Raw genomic sequence first — 18832 nt, 5'->3', positions numbered from 1 at the left:
TAGGGATAACGATCTTAGTAATATTTAAAATAATCCCAGCTGCCCTTTGTCATCAATATCGATATCGTCAGGATTGGTGATCTCGAAATCTATCTTTTTGGCAGGTTTTTCTTCTGCTTCGGGTTTATCGTCGGTTTTAACTTCTTTTTTAACAGGTTCGGCTTCTGGCTTAGACTTTTCTACTAATGGCTTTTCTACAGTAACAGGTTTTTCTGGCTTAACCACAGGCACTTCTTTAGGTTCTTCTTTGCGTTCGAACTTTGGTTTTGGCTGCGCTACAACAGGTTTGTCTATTACCTCTTCCGGCACTTCTGGTTCTGTTACGGTTTCCTCGTTCGCAATCGCCTCTTCGCTTGTAACCACCTCATCTAGTGTTTCTTCAGCATCCTCTTCCTCGTCAATTGTTGCTTCCTCAACCGCCTCAATTTCTATCTCAGGCTCTTCTAACACTACTTTTTGAACGTCGTGCGGCGACAGTCTATTGCCATTTGCTTTTAGTCCTTTAACATCAATCAGTTCTGCTAAGGTTAAATCCAATGTTTCTGGGATTTGGGTTTTACCTTTTAAAACATCAACAATAATTTTTGCTGCCGAATTTGAAGTAAGGAACAACAACCTCGATTTCTGCTCCTCACTAATGAAAATGGTTTTCCTACCATTAGCTTGCAGTTCGAATGCAAAACGTTTAATAAAATAATTTTGTGCTTTGCCTTCAAAATGGACTGCGGCAAAAATCTTCTCCGGATCAAACTTCTGGATCAAGATCAGGCCGTCATCAAAGTGGTTACTCAATTCGAAAGAACTTAACTCATAGAAGCCATCTTTATGTACTTGTAAAATACGATCGTCGCCATCAAATTCACCCAGGTATTTCCCACGGCCATCAACATTTAAGCGTTTTAATAAATCATCATACCAGATTTTCAGTCCAGATAAAGTAGAAACTCCTTTGCTCTTCAGAATGATTTTTTTGACCGGATATTTCGAAATGATATTCCCCTGCGAGCCACGTCCTTTAATGGCCACTTCTGCAAAATCCTGATCGAACTGAAGCTTGCGCAATTTAGAGTGCGGTTTTAATGCAACATTTACTATCTCAGCTTCTCCGTTCGGATTGGCTGTAAAATATAAAACCTTCGAACCTTTCGATCCCTTGGTTAAATCGTATTCTTTATCGCGTGTTACCCCAACTACAGCAAACCTTTTAATATACGAAGTACCACTTGCACCATCTTTATAAACCATGTTGTAAATGGTACGCTCATCGTTTTTCTTAAATACCTGGGCGTGTATAATGCCTTTACCTACAAAGGTTTTATCGGCTACCTTGGTGATAATGCATTTACCATCCTCACGGAAAACAATTACTTCGTCTATATCCGAACAATCGGCCACAAATTCATCTTTACGTAAACCCGATCCGATAAATCCGTCCTCACGGTTCATGTACAGTTTTACATTCGCCAATGCAACTTTCGATGCTTCTACGCGATCGAACAAACGGATTTCAGTTTTACGTTCTCTTCCTTTTCCGTATTTATCTTTCAGTTTCTGGTACCAGGCAACAGCGTAATCGGTAAGGTGTTTTAAGTGGTTTTTAACTACTTTAATTTCATCTTCCAGGTTTTTCATCTGCTCATCGGCCTTTTTCACATCAAAACGGGTGATGCTACTCATTGGCTTATCAATCAGCTTCTTAAAATCCTCAGGTAAAATTTCGCGGTAAAGCGATGGCTTAAACGGATCAAATAAAATGTGTAATACCTCAACTACGGTATCAAAGTTGGTTGAGTTTTCATATTCAGGATTTTTGTACATCCCCTCCTGAATAAATATTTTAAGTAAAGAACTAAAGAAAATCTTCTCCTGCAACTCGTGCAAGCGGATCTCCAACTCTCTTTTTAATAAATTTTTAGTGTGTTTTGTATTTTCAATCAGGATATCGTTCACACTCAAAAAGAGTGGCTTATCCCCTTGAATAATACAGGTATTTGGCGAAATAGACACCTCACAAGCCGTAAAGGCATATAGTGCGTCAATGGTTACATCAGGCGAAATACCTGGTGCCAAGTGCACTACAATTTCTACATTGGCCGCGGTGTTATCCTCAATCTTTTTGATTTTGATTTTGCCTTTATCATTGGCCGATAAAATACTATCAATAACAGAACCCGTTGTGGTGCTAAACGGGACTTCAGTAATCACCAAAGTCTTTTTATCCTTCTCGGTTATTTTTGCGCGCACACGGATTTTACCTCCACGCTGCCCTTCATTATAATTCGAGAAATCGGCCATACCGCCCGTAAAGAAATCGGGCAATATATTCGGCCGCACACCTTTCAGCGCTTCTATCGAGGCATCCAGCAATTCGATAAAATTGTGCGGCATTACCTTGGTAGCCAAACCCACGGCAATACCCTCAGCACCCTGTGCCAATAACAAAGGGAATTTAACCGGTAAAGTTATTGGCTCATTATTACGCCCGTCATAACTTAACTGCCACTCGGTAGTATCAGGGTTAAACACCACATCGTTGGCAAATTTTGATAAACGTGCCTCGATATAACGTGGTGCTGCAGCACTATCGCCAGTAACCGGATCCCCCCAGTTACCCTGCATATCAATCAATAAATCTTTTTGACCAATCTGCACCATCGCATCGCCAATAGATGCATCACCATGCGGGTGATATTTCATGGTATTACCGATTACATTGGCCGCCTTATTAAAACGTCCATCATCCATCTCTTTAAGCGAGTGCATAATGCGCCGTTGAACAGGCTTAAGTCCATCGTTAATGTGCGGAACTGCCCTATCGAGAATTACATAAGACGCATAATCGAGAAACCAGTTTTCGTATAAACCGTTGATTGGGGTTATGGTATGTTTGTGCTCTTCGTTTACGTTTTGATCTAATTCTTCACTCATTTATTTACAAAAATTGGCAGCCGTAAATATAATAAAAATGATTTCATAGAATGAAGAGAGGTTATTCACATTTCGAGATGGGAAATTCGTTTTTAATGACCTGACGATTTATGTATTGGCCACGGAGGCACGGAAATCACGGAGTATATTTCGTCATCTCGACCGTAGCGGAGAGATCTTTAAATTCAAATTGAACAATTTCATCCTATCGGCTGGTGTCTCACCTGCCGAAATCTAAATTTGTTTGTATTGATTTAGAAAGCAGGGTTCCGTAAATTTTGTTTAATGTTTCCTCCGGCTTTCCGATGCGATCTTTTTTGCCCTCCAGCTCAGCCCAAGGCAGCAAAAAAGGATCTTCTCTTCAATCCGGTTTAGAAAAATAGTTTCGTGGTGCTATTTAGGGTTGCAGGGTGCATAGAAAGACCCATAGACGCTATTTGAAATTAAAAATAAAAAACAATTATAGGGTCAGCCGAGCTTATATTCCCTTATATATCTTATATGGTAAAAGAGGCAAGAAAAAGATCCTTCACTGCGTTACCATTGACGTTATTTTGTAATCATTTAAATATGACAGGTTTGTGCCAACTGTGTATGCCCGCCCAACTAGGCCCGTAGCACCATATCCTCGTTCTACTTAAATCCGGCCTAACAAATTTTTCGGGCTCCACCGAAACAGCCAACCTACTAACTTCGAACGAAAAATTTTCAGCCGGTGTTTTTTGTTTTTTCATGGGCTTTTATGTTTTTAACGGCATTCAAGCTAGCTACGCTGGTCTTTTTGACACCAAAAAGAAAGAGCCCATCGGCGGCGGTGAGCCGAGGAAAGCATGAGCTGTATGGTAAAAAAATAATCAATTATATACGTCATTAATATTGACTTTTATACAATAAATTAATCCTCAGGATAACAAATCATTTGGTTATTCCACCCCCAACAGCACGCCCGAAACATTCCATGCGCTTGAGCTCGAACCTTCTGGTTTACCCATCGGGATGGTTACTTTTATGGTATGCGGTCCGGCTTTTAAATCACCCAAACTTATCCATTCGGGATTGGTAACTGTGCCTGGACACCAGTTAGAACGGCTTAAATCTGACGAGGAAAGACCCGTTTCGAAATTTCCAGAGGCAGGATTCGACAATCGGTACGAACCGCAATCCTGGCGCCATGGCGTAAAAGCGAATGTTTCTTTTTCATCCAGCCAGATGGTGTTTTTCCGTGGTACAAACTCATCGCCATTTCCCCAACCACCATGGCCTGTTGTAATGTAGCGTAGTTTTGCATCTTTTAGGTCTTTTGCTAAGGTGAAAGAAACTTCCAACCCTTTATCGCTGCTAAACATAGTTGCATATTCTTGTCCAGCCATTTCCATTACGTTGGTCGAATTAAATAAAGGCAAAATTACTTCTTTGGCTTCTTTTTGTCTTCCTCCATTATGCAGTGTTATATTTAAAGAAACTTTATGACCGCCCTTATCATAGTTACCAACAAAAACAGCTATCCAAACTTCTTTTCCATTTACCAGCGGGAACAGTTCTGAAACATCCTGTCTGTAATAAACTTTCTCCGCCCAATTTTTATCCTTCAGTTTTAAATTATTGTATTTACCCACACCGAAAGGGGTAAAAAAGCGCATCAACTCTATAACGGGATTATAATTTGCTGTAGCCACAACACCCTGGTATTTCTTTCCATTACCATTGTCGTAAACCGGCAGGTCTTTAACAGAATTTTTAAGTGCATCCATTAAACTGATCTGTTTATCGGTTGGGATGATAAATACCGATCCTGTTCTATCATAAGCATCGCCGTTCGATTGTTCGGTTAAATCGACAAAAACATTCGGGTCGGACTGAAGCTCAGGAAATTTAACTTTCCTGGCAATCACGGTCCCTCCCGCAAAGCGGAATACAGAATCGTTCGATTGTGGTTTATCTATAAAATTGATCGTTTCGTTATTAAAAACACTTAGCGTGGTAAACCTGCTTTTCCAAAGCAAATCTTTATACGTTAATGCATCGGTAAGCTTAGCACTTATTTTTTGGAGATCGATCAATTTCGAATTTTTAACTTCTTCAATTTTTGTAGCCGTTACAAAGCTACTGCCGTTACGCACCTGCTCTAAAACCAAACCAAGGTTCTGGCCCAAATTGGTTGGTGCCGCTTTAATACCTGCTTCAATAGTGTACCAAAGATCAATTCTATTCGAATTAACTACCGTGGTGGCCTTTTTGCAGGTATAACCCAAAATCACTTTGGTTTCGTTGCTCAACTCAAAAGTTTGCTTGCCAATTGCAAGGCTATCGGCAGTTGCAATCTGCTTATCTATACCTAAATCGGCAACCTGAAACAAAATTTGTGCAGGTTTCGTAACAATGCTTTGTTCGTAAGGATACTTTGCTTTACGATCGAGAATAGCTGCATAGCTAATTAAATTCTGGCTTGCTGAAGCCATTACCACAGTTGGATTGCGGTCTTCCTTCGGCTTTCCATCAGCGGAGCGGAAGTAAACTATTTTATAAACCGCATTATTTTTAAGGACGATCTGCGCATTTGCGCCAAAAGAAATAAAAAGGGAGAAAACGAGGGTGTAGAGTTGCTTCATTATGGCTAAAAAACCAAATATAAGTATAAAAGTCGGAGGTCCGAGGTCGGGAGTTAGAACTACATTCTAATAGAAATTCGTCATTGCGAGGAGGAATCCCGAATGTTCGGGAAAGCAATCTTACAACCATGGGTCATAGCGACCGCATTAAGATTGCTTCGTCGGCTGAAAAAGCCTTCTCGCAAAGACGACCTGTCGAGAGATGCCTCCCCGCCTATCTTTCCAACCGATCCTCAACAAAAGCAAAAGGCAGTAAACTCTTTACACTGGGCACTTTTAATACTTCTCCGTTCAAACAGTAAAAAATCACCTCAATCGGCGTATTTTGCTTGCGCTCAAACTCTGCCATCACCTGCAAACAACCTCCGCAAGAAGTAACAGGCTTTAAAATCTCAAAATTATCAGTTTGGGCAGTAATAGCCATACTTTCAATAACTGCGTTTGGATAGGTAGCACCAATGGTAAAAAGGGCAACACGCTCTGCACAAAGTCCAGATGGGTAGGCTAAATTTTCCTGGTTGCTGCCTAATATCGTTTCGCCAGAGGCCAAACGGATTGCTGTACCCACCCTGAATTTAGAATAAGGAGAATATGAAGTATTTAAAGCCTCTGCTGCAAGTTCGCAAAGTGTTCTGTCTGCCACTGTTAATTCTGTAATACTTTCGTATTGTTCAAAAGTTATATTTAGATTTATTGAATTCATTTGTAACTAATTAGGAAACCGCCAATATTAAATTTTTATAGCGGGCGAACAATTTAAGTTATTTTTTGTATTATTTAGTAAAACATGCCTTAAAATTAATTTTAATGGCATGCTTTTGGCATTTATCAAACACCAAACACGCTTAGCTTTGAATAAATACGTACGCAAAAGTCTAAAAATTTTATTGTGGGTAATTGCTTCCATCATCATTCTGGTTGTTGGTTTGGCGCTATCTTTAAATATTCCGGCAGTTCAGAATTTTGTTAAAGACAAAGCTATTAACTATCTTAAAAACAAAACCAAAACAGAGGTAAGTTTAGAGAGCATTAAAATTGCGCTGCCAAAAGATGTGGTTTTGAACAAATTTTATATTGAAGACCGTAAGGGCGATACCTTATTATATGCTGAAAAACTTGCGGTTGATATCAGCTTATTCAAACTGTTAAAAAACACCATCGAGATCAATAATATTGAACTAAAAAATGTACGCGCCAATGTGAAGCGCATCACTCCCGATACTACATTTAATTTTTCATTTCTGGTGGATGCCTTTGCAAGCGATCAGAAAAAACCCGAAGAAAAAATAAAAAAAGATACCACCTCTACCCTCAAATTCTCTGTCGATAAAGTTTCATTTGAAGATATAGGCATTAACTATCGTGATGATGTTGCGGGAAATGATGTGAAATTATACCTGGGTGCCTTTAAAACCAAAATCAAAGATTTCGATTTAGCCAATCAGCACTACGTAATTAAAGAATTAAGTTTAGTGAACACTTCTTTACGTTATCTGCAGCAAAAACCACTAGTTCACCTGGTGCAGCACATTACAAACAGTGTTGATAGCAGCGAGAAAGAACAAGGCAAACTGCCATTAATAGAAGTGCAGAACTTCATTTTTAGTAAGGTAAAGGTAAATTACGACGATCAGTTATCGACCACCAAAGCCGTTGCCGATGTAAACGATCTGGGCCTGGTAAACCTAAAAGTAGATTTAACCAACAGTAAGTATGCTGTTGATGATGCCCATTTAAATAAATCGAATATCCTTTTTGCTTTTAAACCTGCACCAAGTAACGATTTAAAGAAAGTTAAAGATACCGTAGTTCCCGAAAAATCGCCTTTGGGTTTAATTATTAAGAACATCAGTTTGGCCGATAATAATGTACAGTTTGATAATATTGGGGCAAAGCCTATCACTAAAGGCATGGACTTTAACCACCTTAAAATTACCCAGCTAAACTTAGGCGCCAGTGATGTAAGTTATAGCGCCGCTGGCATAAAAGCCAATGTTAAAAATGGATCGTTAAAGGAAAAAAGTGGTTTTGTACTGGATCAGCTGAGAGGCGATGCGGTGTATAACGACAAACAGATCAAACTGAGCAATTTCATTTTAAAAACACCTAATACTTCAATCGAAAATGCGACTGAATTAAATTTTACCTCGATGGAGGATTTAACCAAACATCCTGAACGCGTAAAATTGAATTTGACCTTTAAAAACACAAGCATTGGTTTAAAAGATGCTGGCTTTTTCAGCGATGCCGTTCCAGCAAATTACCGCAACGAAAAAATAAAACTAACAGCAGATGTTAATGGCTATCTGAACAACCTGAATATCCCAAAACTGCAGATCAGTGGGTTAAAAAATACGCAGATAGATATCAGTGGAAAAGCGAAAGGTCTACCTGACATCAAAAAAACCTATCTCGATTTAAATATCAAAAAGTTACATCTAACCAAAGGAGATATTTTGGTGGTAGTACCCAAAAAATCGCTGCCACCAACGATCGAATTGCCAAATGTAGTTGATGCGAAAGGCACATTTAAGGGTTCAATGACCGATTTCAACACTAACCTGAATATCAACACCGATATGGGTGGAGCGATTTTGGTAGCCGGTATGAAAGGACCAAAAGGTAAGGAAAGTTATAAGGCCGACATTAACTTAAACAACTTTAATGTGGGCAGGCTATTAAAAATGCAACCTAAACTGGGTAGGATTTCGGTTAAGGCAAATGTGGCAGGCACAGGACTCGATCCTAAAAAAATTAATGCAAAGTTTAACGCCAAAGTGATTAGTGCTTATTACAACAAATATACCTACCGTAATTTAAGCCTTGCCGGGAATTACAGTAATCAGAACATCAGTATTAAGAGTAGCATGCCCGATAGCAATGCCAACTTTAATTTAGATGCTAAAGTGAATCTGGCAGGAAAATATCCTGCTGTAAAAGCCGATTTAAACTTAAAGCAGGTAAACCTGCAGGCATTGAACTTTAGTCCAACGGTATTAAGTGCAGCAGGTATAGTTAAAGTAGACCTCGCTACCGCCGATGCTGATTATTTAAATGGGTCGGTTGATATTACGGGCTTACAATTGGTAAAAGACAAACAAAAAATCAATGTAGATACGATTTCCATCCGGGCTAAATCAACTGCGACAGAAAACGAGCTGACCTTAAAATCTGAAATACTATCAGCAAAAATTGATGGCAAGTACCAGCTCACCAAAGTTGGCGACGCCATTATCAACGAAATTAATAAATACTACGCCTTTGGTACCGTTGCTAAAGTTCCCGACCAAAGGCTAAGGTTTTTTGTACAGGTTTACGATTCTAAATTATTAAAGGAATTTGTACCCGAATTAACGGTATTCAAACAATCGCAGTTTTATGGATTAATCGATACACAAAAAGACAGCTTACAGATTAAAGGGAATTTCCCACAGGTGGTTTATGGCGATTTTAAGGTAGATACTACGGTTTTAAACATCAATAATGATAACAATAAACTGGCTTATAGTTTAACGGTTAAAAGTCTCCAAAGCCCAGCTATTGCACTCTTTAATACGGAAGTAAGTGGCGATGCTTCAAATAATAATTTAGGCGTTAACATCTTCTTGCGAGATAGAAAGCTTAAAAATAAATATGTAATTGGTGGTACCTTTCAATCGATTAATAAGGATTTCAAATTCACTTTAGATCCGCAAAAATTATTGCTCGATTATCAAAAATGGGTGGTTTCGCAAGATAACTATATTCAATTTGGTGCATCAGGCATATTGGTTAACCAGTTCCAGATTAGTAATAGTGGTCAATCACTTTCCATCAATAGTAATCCTACCGAACCAAATGCGCCCTTGGCAGTAGAATTTAAAGATTTCCAATTAGAAACCTTAACCAAATTTGCAGAAACCGATACCACTTTGGTCGGTGGTCGATTAAATGGAACCGCAAACGTTAAAGATTTGGCCAGCACACCAAAATTTGAGGCAAATTTAACCATCGATCAGTTGCGTTATCAAAAAGATCAACTGGGCACTTTACGCCTGGCCGTAAACAACAATACCGAAAATGCCTTTGAGGTAAATGTTGCTTTAACTGGGGTGCACGAGTTAAGGGTTAACGGCTTCTATTATACTGCACCAGAAAGCGCTTTAGATCTTACGGTAAACATCGATAAGATTGAAATGAAAAATATAGAGAGTTTATCTGCAGGTCAGCTTAAACGTGGTACTGGTACCTTAACAGGCGCGTTAACAGTTAAAGGTGCACTAACAGCTCCGAAAATACTGGGCGATTTAACTTTCAATAATGCAGGCTTTAATGTGGCTTATGTAAATTCATATTTCCGCATGCCTAACGAAAAGATTTCATTCACAAACGAAGGCATCAGTTTTAACAATTTTACACTCCTTGATTCCTTAAATCAAAAAGCAACCATCAATGGAAAAGTTTACACCACCGATTTTAAAAATTACCGTTTCGGTTTAGATATCCGAACAAACAATTTCAGGGCAATCAATTCGACCGCAGCTGATAATGATATGATTTACGGAACAGTATTCTTAACCAGCAATATTAAAGTACGCGGAGATTTGAACCAGCCAGATGTAAACATGAATGTTAATGTAAATAAGGGCACAAAGTTTTTCTTTGCTTTGCCTTCAAGTGATCCGGCGATTATTGACCAGGAAGGTATAGTACAGTTTATTGATGCCGATGCACCTCCTTTTAACGGACAAAAAGCTTTAAAAGTTGATAGCATCAGTAAATCACCAATTAAAGGTTTAAACCTCGTAGCGGCTGTAAAAGTAGATCCAGAGGCAGAACTGAATGTGGTTGTAGATGCATCTACTGGCGATAATTTAAAAGTTAGGGGCGATGCAGACTTAAATGTAACGATGGATCCAAGCGGTAAAATTAGCGTGACCGGTCGCTATGAAATAGTTGATGGTTCATACAATTTAACGCTGGCTGTTGTAAAAAAAGAATTTAAACTGGTTAAAGGCAGTACCATTGTCTGGACAGGTGAACCTACTTCAGCTACTGCAAATATTACGGCTTTATACGAAGTTAATGCTGCGCCTATCGACCTGTTAAACCAGCCAGATCTTTACGAGGCGAGAACAAAATTGCCTTTTCAGGTTTATTTGATGATAAAAGGGGAATTATTAAAACCAACCATTTCATTTAAGCTCGATCTGCCAGAAAATGAACGTGGCGCTTTAAATGGCCAGGTTTACACCAAATTGATTAATGTAAACCGCGATGAAAGTGAGTTGAACAAACAGGTTCTTTCTTTACTTGCCCTAAACAGGTTTATTGCGAATAATCCTTTTCAAAGCTTGGCCGGCGGCGGTGGCGGCGTTTCTACCCTTGCCCGTTCGAGTGTAAGCAAACTGTTAACGGAACAATTGAATAATTTAACCTCCGATTTAATCCAGGGTGTTGATCTTAACTTCGGTGTAAATTCATCCGAAGATTACTCAACAGGTTCGATGCAGCAAAAAACAGATCTGGAGGTTGGCTTATCGAAAAAACTGTTGAATGACAGATTAACCGTAAGCGTAGGAAGCTCTTTTGCTTTAGAAGGACCACAGGCTCCAGGGGAAAAATCGACCAATATTGCAGGAAACGTGAACGTAGAATATGCGCTTTCTGCTGATGGACGATACCGTTTAAGGGCCTACCGCCGAAACCAGAACGATATGATTGTACAGGGACAGATTGTTGAAACAGGTTTAGGCTTTACGCTGGTGGTAGATTACAATAAGTTTAGAGAGATTTTTCAAAAGAAAAGAATAAGAAGAATAAGAAACATTGAACAGAAAGCACAAGATGAGAAAACTAACTAGACCGCTTTTATTTTTACTGGCCTGTTTAGTTTGGGCGGCTTGCAGCAGTACCAAATCGTTAAAACCAGGGCAGATTTTATATACCGGTGCTGAGGTAAAAATCAATCCAGACTCATCGGGGAAAATTGATAATGAAAAACAGGTTAAAACCGACCTTGAAGCTAAAACAAGACCACGCCCCAATAAGTCGATTTTGGGTATAAAATATAAGCTTGGCATTTACAATCTTGCAGGAGAACCCAAAAAACCAAAGGGTTTTAGAAACTGGCTACGCAGACAAGGGGAACCACCTGTGTTATTAAGCGAGGTAAAGTTGAAATACAACAATGATGTATTATCCAGTTATCTTATTAGTGAAGGCTATTTACAGGCAAATGTTACCGGCGATACCGTTGTAAAAGGGAAAAAAGGTAAGGCCATCTATACTGCAGTTACGGGACAACGTTATAAAATCAACAAGATTAATTTCCCTCCAGATACCGGGGCGCTCACCAAAATCATTAATGCCAACAAAGATAAAACCTTGTTAAAAGTTGGCGATTATTATGATATTGACACCTACAAAAATGAACGGATCAGAATTGATAACGACTTAAAAGAAAATGGCTATTTCTATTTCAGTCCCGATTATTTAATTATGCAGGTAGATAGTACCATTGGTAAAAATCTGGTTAATGTTTCGGTTAAGGTAAAAGACATTGCGCCTGATGCAGCATTAAAACCTTATACCATTAAAAACATTAACATATATCCTAATTATTCGTTAAGGAGAGACAGTACGTTAAGAAAATTGAAACCATTGCAGTATAACGATTTCAATATATACGATGACCGAAACACGTTTAAACCAAAACTTTTCGACCGCTTGGTATTTTTTCAAAAAGGCGAGCCGTATAACCGTAAAGATCATAACCAATCGCTAAACCGAATGGTAAATGTAGGTGCTTTTCAAGATGTAAGAGCCGAATTTTTACCTATAGATAGTTTCAAAAACAATCAGCTCGATTTAAATATCTATTTAACGCCTTTAAAGAAAAACTCACTTACCTTTTCTGTTACCGGAACAAGTAAATCGAACAATTTCGTAGGTTCTGAAGTAAAAGTAACACAAACTACCAGAAACTTGTTTAGAAATGCCGAACAATTAGATTTGAGTGTTAGTGGAGGGTTTGAAACGCAAACCAAAGGAACTTCTTTAGGCAAAAACTCCTTATCATTAACGGCAGAAGGAAAACTGACCTTCCCCAGGTTTATTGTTCCCTTTTACAAACCGAATAGCACCAATGCTTTCATCCCGAAAACTATAGCTTCACTTTCTTATCAGATGCTTAACCGTGGTTCTGAATATACTCTACATGCTTTTAAAGGGCAATATGGTTACAACTTTAAAGAGAATTTATACAAAGAGCATAATTTCAATCCGATATCAATCAGTTATGTTTCTACTTCTTTTCCTACGGATACTACAGAGCAAAGAATATATGTGCAAAACCCACTATTGAGGACTACTTTAGAAAAACAGTTTATTATTGGCAGCAATTATAATTTCACCTATACCAACCAGATGGAAGATAGCAGGAGAAATAACACTTATTTCTTTGGAGGATTAGAAACCGGAGGTAATGTTTGGGGGACTTTTGTACCAAAAGATGAAGAAGGGAAACGTACACTTTTTAACATACCACTAACACAGTTTATCAGGGTAGAAGCTGATTTAAGAGACTATTATAAAATCACCAGAAATTTAATCTGGGCAAACAGGTTAAACCTGGGTTATGGTTATGCCTATGGAAACTCTACATCAATGCCCTTTGTTAAACAGTTTTTTGCAGGCGGCAGTAACGATATCAGGGCTTTTCCAGCCAGAACTTTAGGGCCGGGAACTTTTAAGGTGAAAGATGATGCTCTTTTTTCCGATCAGGGTGGTGATATTAAGTTAATGTTAAACTCAGAACTGCGTTTTAAAATAGTAAGCGTACTTTATGGCGCATTGTTTGTAGATGCAGGAAATATCTGGCTGAGGAAAGAGGATCTTGGCGAACCTGGTAAACCTGAGACGGCAAGACCCGGATCTGGTTTTAAGCTGAAAAATGCTTTTAACGAGCTTGCTGTAGGTACTGGTGCAGGCTTACGGGTAGATGTCAGCATTTTTGTAGTCCGTTTAGATGTAGCTTTTCCGGTACGCAAACCATACCTGCCGGAAGGACAAAGATGGGTGTTTGATGATATCGCCTTTGGAAACAAAGATTGGCGTAAACAGAATTTAATTTTTAACATTGGGATAGGATATCCATTTTAATTTTTCTATGAGAGTTATCCATAAGATCAAATATTTCTTTATTGCGCTTTATCATCTTTTTGTTGCTGCCGGAAAAGGTTTTATGGAAGATCGGGTAACTAAATTAAGTGCTTCGCTTGCTTACTACACTATTTTTTCACTTACTCCACTCATCATTATCATGCTATCTGCCGCTACCCTATTTTTTGGCGACAAAAGAAATGAGGAAACAAGAGGTCAGTTTTATGGGCAGGTTACCAAAATGGTTGGCAAAGAGGCAGCTACACAAATCCAAGGTTTTGTAGAACATGCAAACAAATCCGGGCAATCTACCATTGGTTTAATTATTGGGATTTGTACATTGATTATTGGTTCAACTGCTATTTTTATTGAGATACAAGATAGTATCAACATGATCTGGAAAGTAAAGGCTGTGCCCAAAAAAGGCTGGATAAAAATGCTTTCGAACAGGTTATTGTCTTTCTCTTTAATTGTTTCGATGGGCTTTCTGTTGCTTGTTTCACTAGTGGTTAACACTGTAGTAGTTGGTTTGGGTTCTAAATTGGCTAACCTACTTTCGCAAAGTAAGATAGATGAAGTAATCCCCGTTGCAAACGATACAATGGCCATTCTAATTTATATTTTAAACAATGTAATTACACTTGCTGCCGTAACCGCCGTATTTGCCGTTATATTTAAGGTATTGCCAGATGTGATCATCCGATGGAAATCGGCAATAATTGGCGCACTATTTACTGCAGTTCTTTTCAGTCTAGGTAAATACCTGATTGGGATTTATATCGAAAAAGGCAATCCAGGTTCGGCTTTTGGCGCAGCCAGTTCGATCATCGTTATTTTATTGTGGATTTATTATACATCAATTATACTTTACTTCGGCGCTGAATTTACACAAGCCTATGCAGAGAAGTACGATAATGGCATCTCTCCTAGTAAGTATGCCGTATTTACAAAAATTACCATTGTAGAGAAAAAGGTAGATGTATTGCCGCCTCAACACCCGGAAGATACGGTGAATGTGCCTAAAGAATAATGCGGTCGTCATCCTGAACTTGTTTCAGGATCTTTCCAAAACGTGATCGTCATTCCCGCACATGCGGAATCTTAAAGCTATAAAACGGTTATAACAAAGAAAGTCACGCCTTAAAACCTTGACTTCCTTTTTATAGATAAAGCTGGTTCGTGGAGACATAAACCAAAGCATAACAAGACAGATGCTGAAACAAGTTCAGCAGGACGCCACGATTGATTTAACCGCAAGCATTCAAACGCGATTGTCATCCTGAGCGGAGTCGAAGGATCTTTCCAAAATGTGACCTTAAGTTCGTGTGCAGGCGGAAATTTAAGGCTAGAAAACGGTTTATAACCAAGGAAGTCAAGTTTTAAAAACTTCACTTCCTTTTATATTATCTAGAAAAACTGGTTTGAGTACACGAACCAGGGATATTGCTATGCTACTTCTTCAGTAATCACTTTAGGCTCTTCAGTTACCTCATCCTTCTCTACCCTTAGGTTACGGATAATGTGCTGCTGTCTATCAGGCGTATTTTTACCCATATAATATTCCAGCAAACTTTTAATCGTTTGATCTTTCAAAATAACGGGGTCTAACCTGATATCTTTCCCGATAAACAAACCGAATTCATCAGGAGAAATTTCACCCAAACCTTTAAATCGGGTAATTTCTGGTTTATTGCCCAGCTTTTCAATTGCATTTTTACGTTCTTCATCACTGTAGCAATAAATCGTTTCTTTTTTGTTCCGAACCCTGAAAAGCGGCGTCTGTAAAATATAAACATGGCCGGCTTTTACCAAATCGGGAAAAAACTGAAGAAAGAAAGTCATCATCAACAAACGGATGTGCATTCCATCCACATCGGCATCTGTTGCGATTACAATATTGTTATAATGAAGCCCTTCTAAACCATCTTCAATGTTTAAAGCATGTTGTAAAAGATTAAATTCTTCATTTTCGTAAACCACTTTTTTGGTAAGTTCGTAACAGTTAAGCGGCTTACCTTTTAAACTAAACACAGCCTGACAATCTACATCGCGCGATTTTGTGATCGAACCTGATGCCGAATCTCCCTCGGTAATAAACAAAGTGGTTTCATATCGTTTCTCGTGTGTTGTATTAAAATGCACTTTACAATCGCGCAGTTTTTTATTGTGTAAGGATGCCTTTTTCGCCCTATCGTTCGCCAGTTTCTTGATGCCTGCAATATCTTTACGCTCGCGCTCCGATTGCATAATTCTTTTCAACAAGGCATCAGCAACATCTGGATTTTTATGCAGATAATCATCCAATTCTTTTTTAACAAAATCGTTGATAAAAGTAGCTACCGATGGTCCTTCTGGTCCCATATTCTGCGAACCTAGTTTTGTTTTGGTCTGCGATTCGAAAACGGGCTCCTGTACACGCACAGAAATTGCTGCTATAATGGATGAACGAACATCGGCTGCATCAAACTCTTTTTTGAAAAACTCCCGAACGGTTTTCACGACAGCTGCCCTAAAAGCCGCCTGGTGTGTACCACCCTGTGTAGTATGCTGTCCGTTTACAAACGAATGGTAATCTTCGCCGTATTGTTGACCGTGGGTCATCGCAATTTCGATATCCGGTCCAATCATGTGGATAATCGGGTAACGGATTTCTTCTGGCTTATTAAATTTAGAAAGCAGATCGTATAGACCTCTTTCTGAAAAATATTTCTGGTTATTAAAATTTACGGTTAAGCCTGTATTTAAAAACACATAGTTCCAAACCATACTCTCTACAAAATCAGGGATATAATGGTAATTCCTGAAAATGGTTTCATCTGGGTAAAAAGTAATCGCCGTGCCATTGCGTTGAGTGGTATCGATAATTGGCTGCTCATTTACAATTTCTCCCTTAGAAAATTCTACTTTTTTCGTTTTTCCATCACGGTACGACTGCACCATAAAACTAGTAGAAAGTGCATTTACAGCCTTAGTACCTACCCCATTTAAACCAACAGATTTCTGGAAAGCATTGCTATCGTATTTACCACCGGTATTGATCTTGCTTACACAATCGATTACCTTGCCGAGTGGAATGCCACGACCGTAATCACGTATATTTACCTTTTGTTCGGAAACAGTAATTTCGATGGTTTTTCCGGTACCCATTACAAACTCATCGATAGAGTTATCTACAATTTCTTTTAGCAAAACGTAAATACCGTCGTCTTGTGCAGAACCATCGCCAAGTTTACCAATGTACATCCCCGGACGAAGCCTGATGTGCTCTTTCCAATCTAATGAACGGATACTATCGTCGTTATAAATTACTTCTGCCATACTGTATTTATCTGTTCTTCAATGAAAAACCTTGCATTTTTTGGTTTGCAAAGCAATGAAGAATTTGTAGAAATAACCCTGATGATTGAAATAAAAATATTTTCAAATACCTTCTTCAGAATTATTATACAATAATAGATTTATTCTGTGAGGCTCGCAAAAGAAAATTTCCACATGTCAACAGTCCGAAGTATAGGGTTGATGGCACATGGTCCATTGGTCAATAGCCTATGGTTAATTAAACCAGGCTATCAACTATGAGCTATTAAACCATCAGCCATTTTTCCACATCCTCAGAAACCGATTACACCTAATTCAATAGTCCCCATTCAATCATTCTCTCACTCAATCATTCTCTCACTCAATCATTCAACCCTTCTCTCACCCAATCATCAAATTTCCCTATCTTCAACCCAATATTCATAATTCTATTTAATGCAACAAAAGAAGCAACTTTCGCTATTCGATTTATCCATGATTGTGGTGAGTTTGGTTATTGGCATGGGTGTATTCCGTACACCTGTAAACGTAGCAGCTAAGGCACAAATTCCCGAACTGTTTTATTTGGCTTGGTTTATCGGTGGTTTTGTAGCCTTTTGTGGCGCGTTAACTTATGCGGAAATTGGTTCCCGCTTTCCGGTAACTGGAGGATACTATAAAATATTTTCAGCAGCTTATCATCCATCCATTGCTTTTGCCATTAATTGTATTGTGATCATTTCGAGCGCAGCATCGGTAGCGGCTATTTCGATTATTGGGGCAGAATACCTGAGTAAAATTATTTTACCTGTTGATAAACAGAATGAAACTTATCGGGTTGCCATAGCCATTACCACCATTTTGGTATTTTATTTCATTAATCTGTTAGGCTTAAAAGCGAGTTCTAAAACACAAAATGTGTTAACGGTAATTAAAATCGGAATGATTTTAACACTCATCTGCGCTATATTTTTCGGCGGACAAACACAAACCGTTACCCCAATTTTTAAAACAGCAACGGGTGCTTTAGCAACCTGGTCTGATTATGGAAAAGCCCTGGGCCTGTGTTTAATTGCGGTTTCTTTTTCTTATGCGGGTTATGCGCAAACCATCAACTTTGGGGGCGAAGTTAAAGAAGCCAAAAAAGTGATTCCACGTTCCATTATTATCGGCTTAACCATTATTGTAATTCTTTACCTGGCCATCAACTATGTATATGTAAAGGTGATCGGTTTTGAAGAATTAAAATCAGCAGAAAGCATCGCCGCAATACTGGCTTCGAAGATATTTGGTCCGGCGGGATTTAACGCACTTTCTGTAATTATCTTTTTCTCCGTAATGGGTTATGTAAATGTAAATCTGCTGAGTAACCCAAGGGCCATGTTTGCCATGGGCGAAGAAGGGGCACTACCAAAAATATTCAGCTGGATGAACAAAAAAACAGAGGTAATTACCATTAGCTTAACTGTTTTTACATTAATTGCTGTGGTAATTATTTTCTATGCCAAAACCTTCGACAAGATTTTAAACTATACTATTTTCTTAGAAAGCATTAGCATGGCCAGTTCGGCAGCTACGATTTTCATCCTCCGGAAAAGAACGGCAAATCTTGATAAAAAAACCATCTATACTGTTCCTTTATATCCTATATTGCCTATTATTTTTATTGCTGCTTATACTTTCGTGGCTTTTAGCATTTATGCCGATGATCCGAATGCGGCACTTAATGGTTTATATATTTTTGTTGGCTTTCTGGCGATTTATTTTGTGAGCAGGAGGTTTAAGAAAAAATAATTGTTCGCGGATCGTCATTCCCAACTTGATTGGGAACCACGTAGTGCTCATGAATGCCTTTG

General features: G+C 38.7%; 8 protein-coding genes. 4 read left to right on the top strand and 4 right to left on the bottom strand.

The annotated features are described in order from the left end of the window. Positions 1-24: 24 nt before the first annotated feature. The 3 genes from AC1DNH_RS19345 to AC1DNH_RS19335 form a co-directional block, all read right to left on the bottom strand. On the bottom strand, positions 25-2928 hold the full coding sequence (locus tag AC1DNH_RS19345) for a DNA gyrase/topoisomerase IV subunit A (protein ID WP_477625586.1): 2904 nt from the start codon (positions 2926-2928) through the stop codon (positions 25-27). 923 nt (positions 2929-3851) lie between these two features. Beyond that, complete coding sequence (locus tag AC1DNH_RS19340) at positions 3852-5537, bottom strand: PNGase F N-terminal domain-containing protein (RefSeq protein WP_477583369.1); 1686 nt, start codon at positions 5535-5537, stop codon at positions 3852-3854. Between the two features lie 214 nt (positions 5538-5751). Next, positions 5752-6240, bottom strand: a complete 489-nt coding sequence (locus tag AC1DNH_RS19335; RefSeq protein WP_477583370.1) for a cytidine deaminase — start codon at positions 6238-6240, stop codon at positions 5752-5754. Positions 6241-6349: 109 nt separating this feature from the next. Between AC1DNH_RS19335 and AC1DNH_RS19330 the strand changes: the two genes are divergently transcribed. From AC1DNH_RS19330 to AC1DNH_RS19320, 3 genes are read left to right on the top strand one after another with little or no spacing between them, the layout of a single operon-like run. Beyond that, positions 6350-11380 (top strand): translocation/assembly module TamB domain-containing protein, encoded by a 5031-nt coding sequence (locus AC1DNH_RS19330; RefSeq protein ID WP_477625585.1) that lies wholly within the window; start codon positions 6350-6352, stop codon positions 11378-11380. After that, positions 11364-13679: a translocation and assembly module lipoprotein TamL gene (gene tamL / locus AC1DNH_RS19325; RefSeq protein WP_477607495.1), complete on the top strand. Its 2316-nt coding sequence runs from the start codon at positions 11364-11366 to the stop codon at positions 13677-13679. Before AC1DNH_RS19330 ends, tamL begins: the two co-directional genes overlap by 17 nt. A gap of 7 nt (positions 13680-13686) precedes the next feature. After that, positions 13687-14709: a YihY/virulence factor BrkB family protein gene (locus AC1DNH_RS19320; RefSeq protein ID WP_477584885.1), complete on the top strand. Its 1023-nt coding sequence runs from the start codon at positions 13687-13689 to the stop codon at positions 14707-14709. A 416-nt stretch (positions 14710-15125) separates the two neighbouring features. Here AC1DNH_RS19320 and AC1DNH_RS19315 read toward each other — a convergent pair whose 3' ends face one another. Then, positions 15126-16997, bottom strand: a complete 1872-nt coding sequence (locus AC1DNH_RS19315) for a DNA topoisomerase IV subunit B (protein WP_029275794.1) — start codon at positions 16995-16997, stop codon at positions 15126-15128. 435 nt (positions 16998-17432) lie between these two features. On the opposite strand from AC1DNH_RS19315, the gene AC1DNH_RS19310 reads away from it, so the two are divergent. Beyond that, positions 17433-18770, top strand: a complete 1338-nt coding sequence (locus AC1DNH_RS19310; protein ID WP_477584414.1) for an APC family permease — start codon at positions 17433-17435, stop codon at positions 18768-18770. Positions 18771-18832 lie beyond the last annotated feature (62 nt).

The sequence above is a fragment of the Pedobacter sp. 01N310 genome (genome assembly GCF_056399805.1).
Note: the sequence above shows the minus strand (reverse complement) of the source record. Positions and strands in the feature narration are given on the sequence as shown.

Bases quoted from the DNA above. Each gene is read 5' to 3' on its own strand.
- AC1DNH_RS19330 (WP_477625585.1), top strand. From the start codon at position 6,350: ATGCTTTTGGCATTTATCAAACACCAAACACGCTTAGCTTTGAATAAA.
- AC1DNH_RS19340 (WP_477583369.1), bottom strand. From the start codon at position 5,537: ATGAAGCAACTCTACACCCTCGTTTTCTCCCTTTTTATTTCTTTTGGC.
- AC1DNH_RS19335 (WP_477583370.1), bottom strand. From the start codon at position 6,240: ATGAATTCAATAAATCTAAATATAACTTTTGAACAATACGAAAGTATT.
- AC1DNH_RS19310 (WP_477584414.1), top strand. From the start codon at position 17,433: ATGCAACAAAAGAAGCAACTTTCGCTATTCGATTTATCCATGATTGTG.
- AC1DNH_RS19345 (WP_477625586.1), bottom strand. From the start codon at position 2,928: ATGAGTGAAGAATTAGATCAAAACGTAAACGAAGAGCACAAACATACC.
- AC1DNH_RS19320 (WP_477584885.1), top strand. From the start codon at position 13,687: ATGAGAGTTATCCATAAGATCAAATATTTCTTTATTGCGCTTTATCAT.
- tamL (WP_477607495.1), top strand. From the start codon at position 11,364: ATGAGAAAACTAACTAGACCGCTTTTATTTTTACTGGCCTGTTTAGTT.
- AC1DNH_RS19315 (WP_029275794.1), bottom strand. From the start codon at position 16,997: ATGGCAGAAGTAATTTATAACGACGATAGTATCCGTTCATTAGATTGG.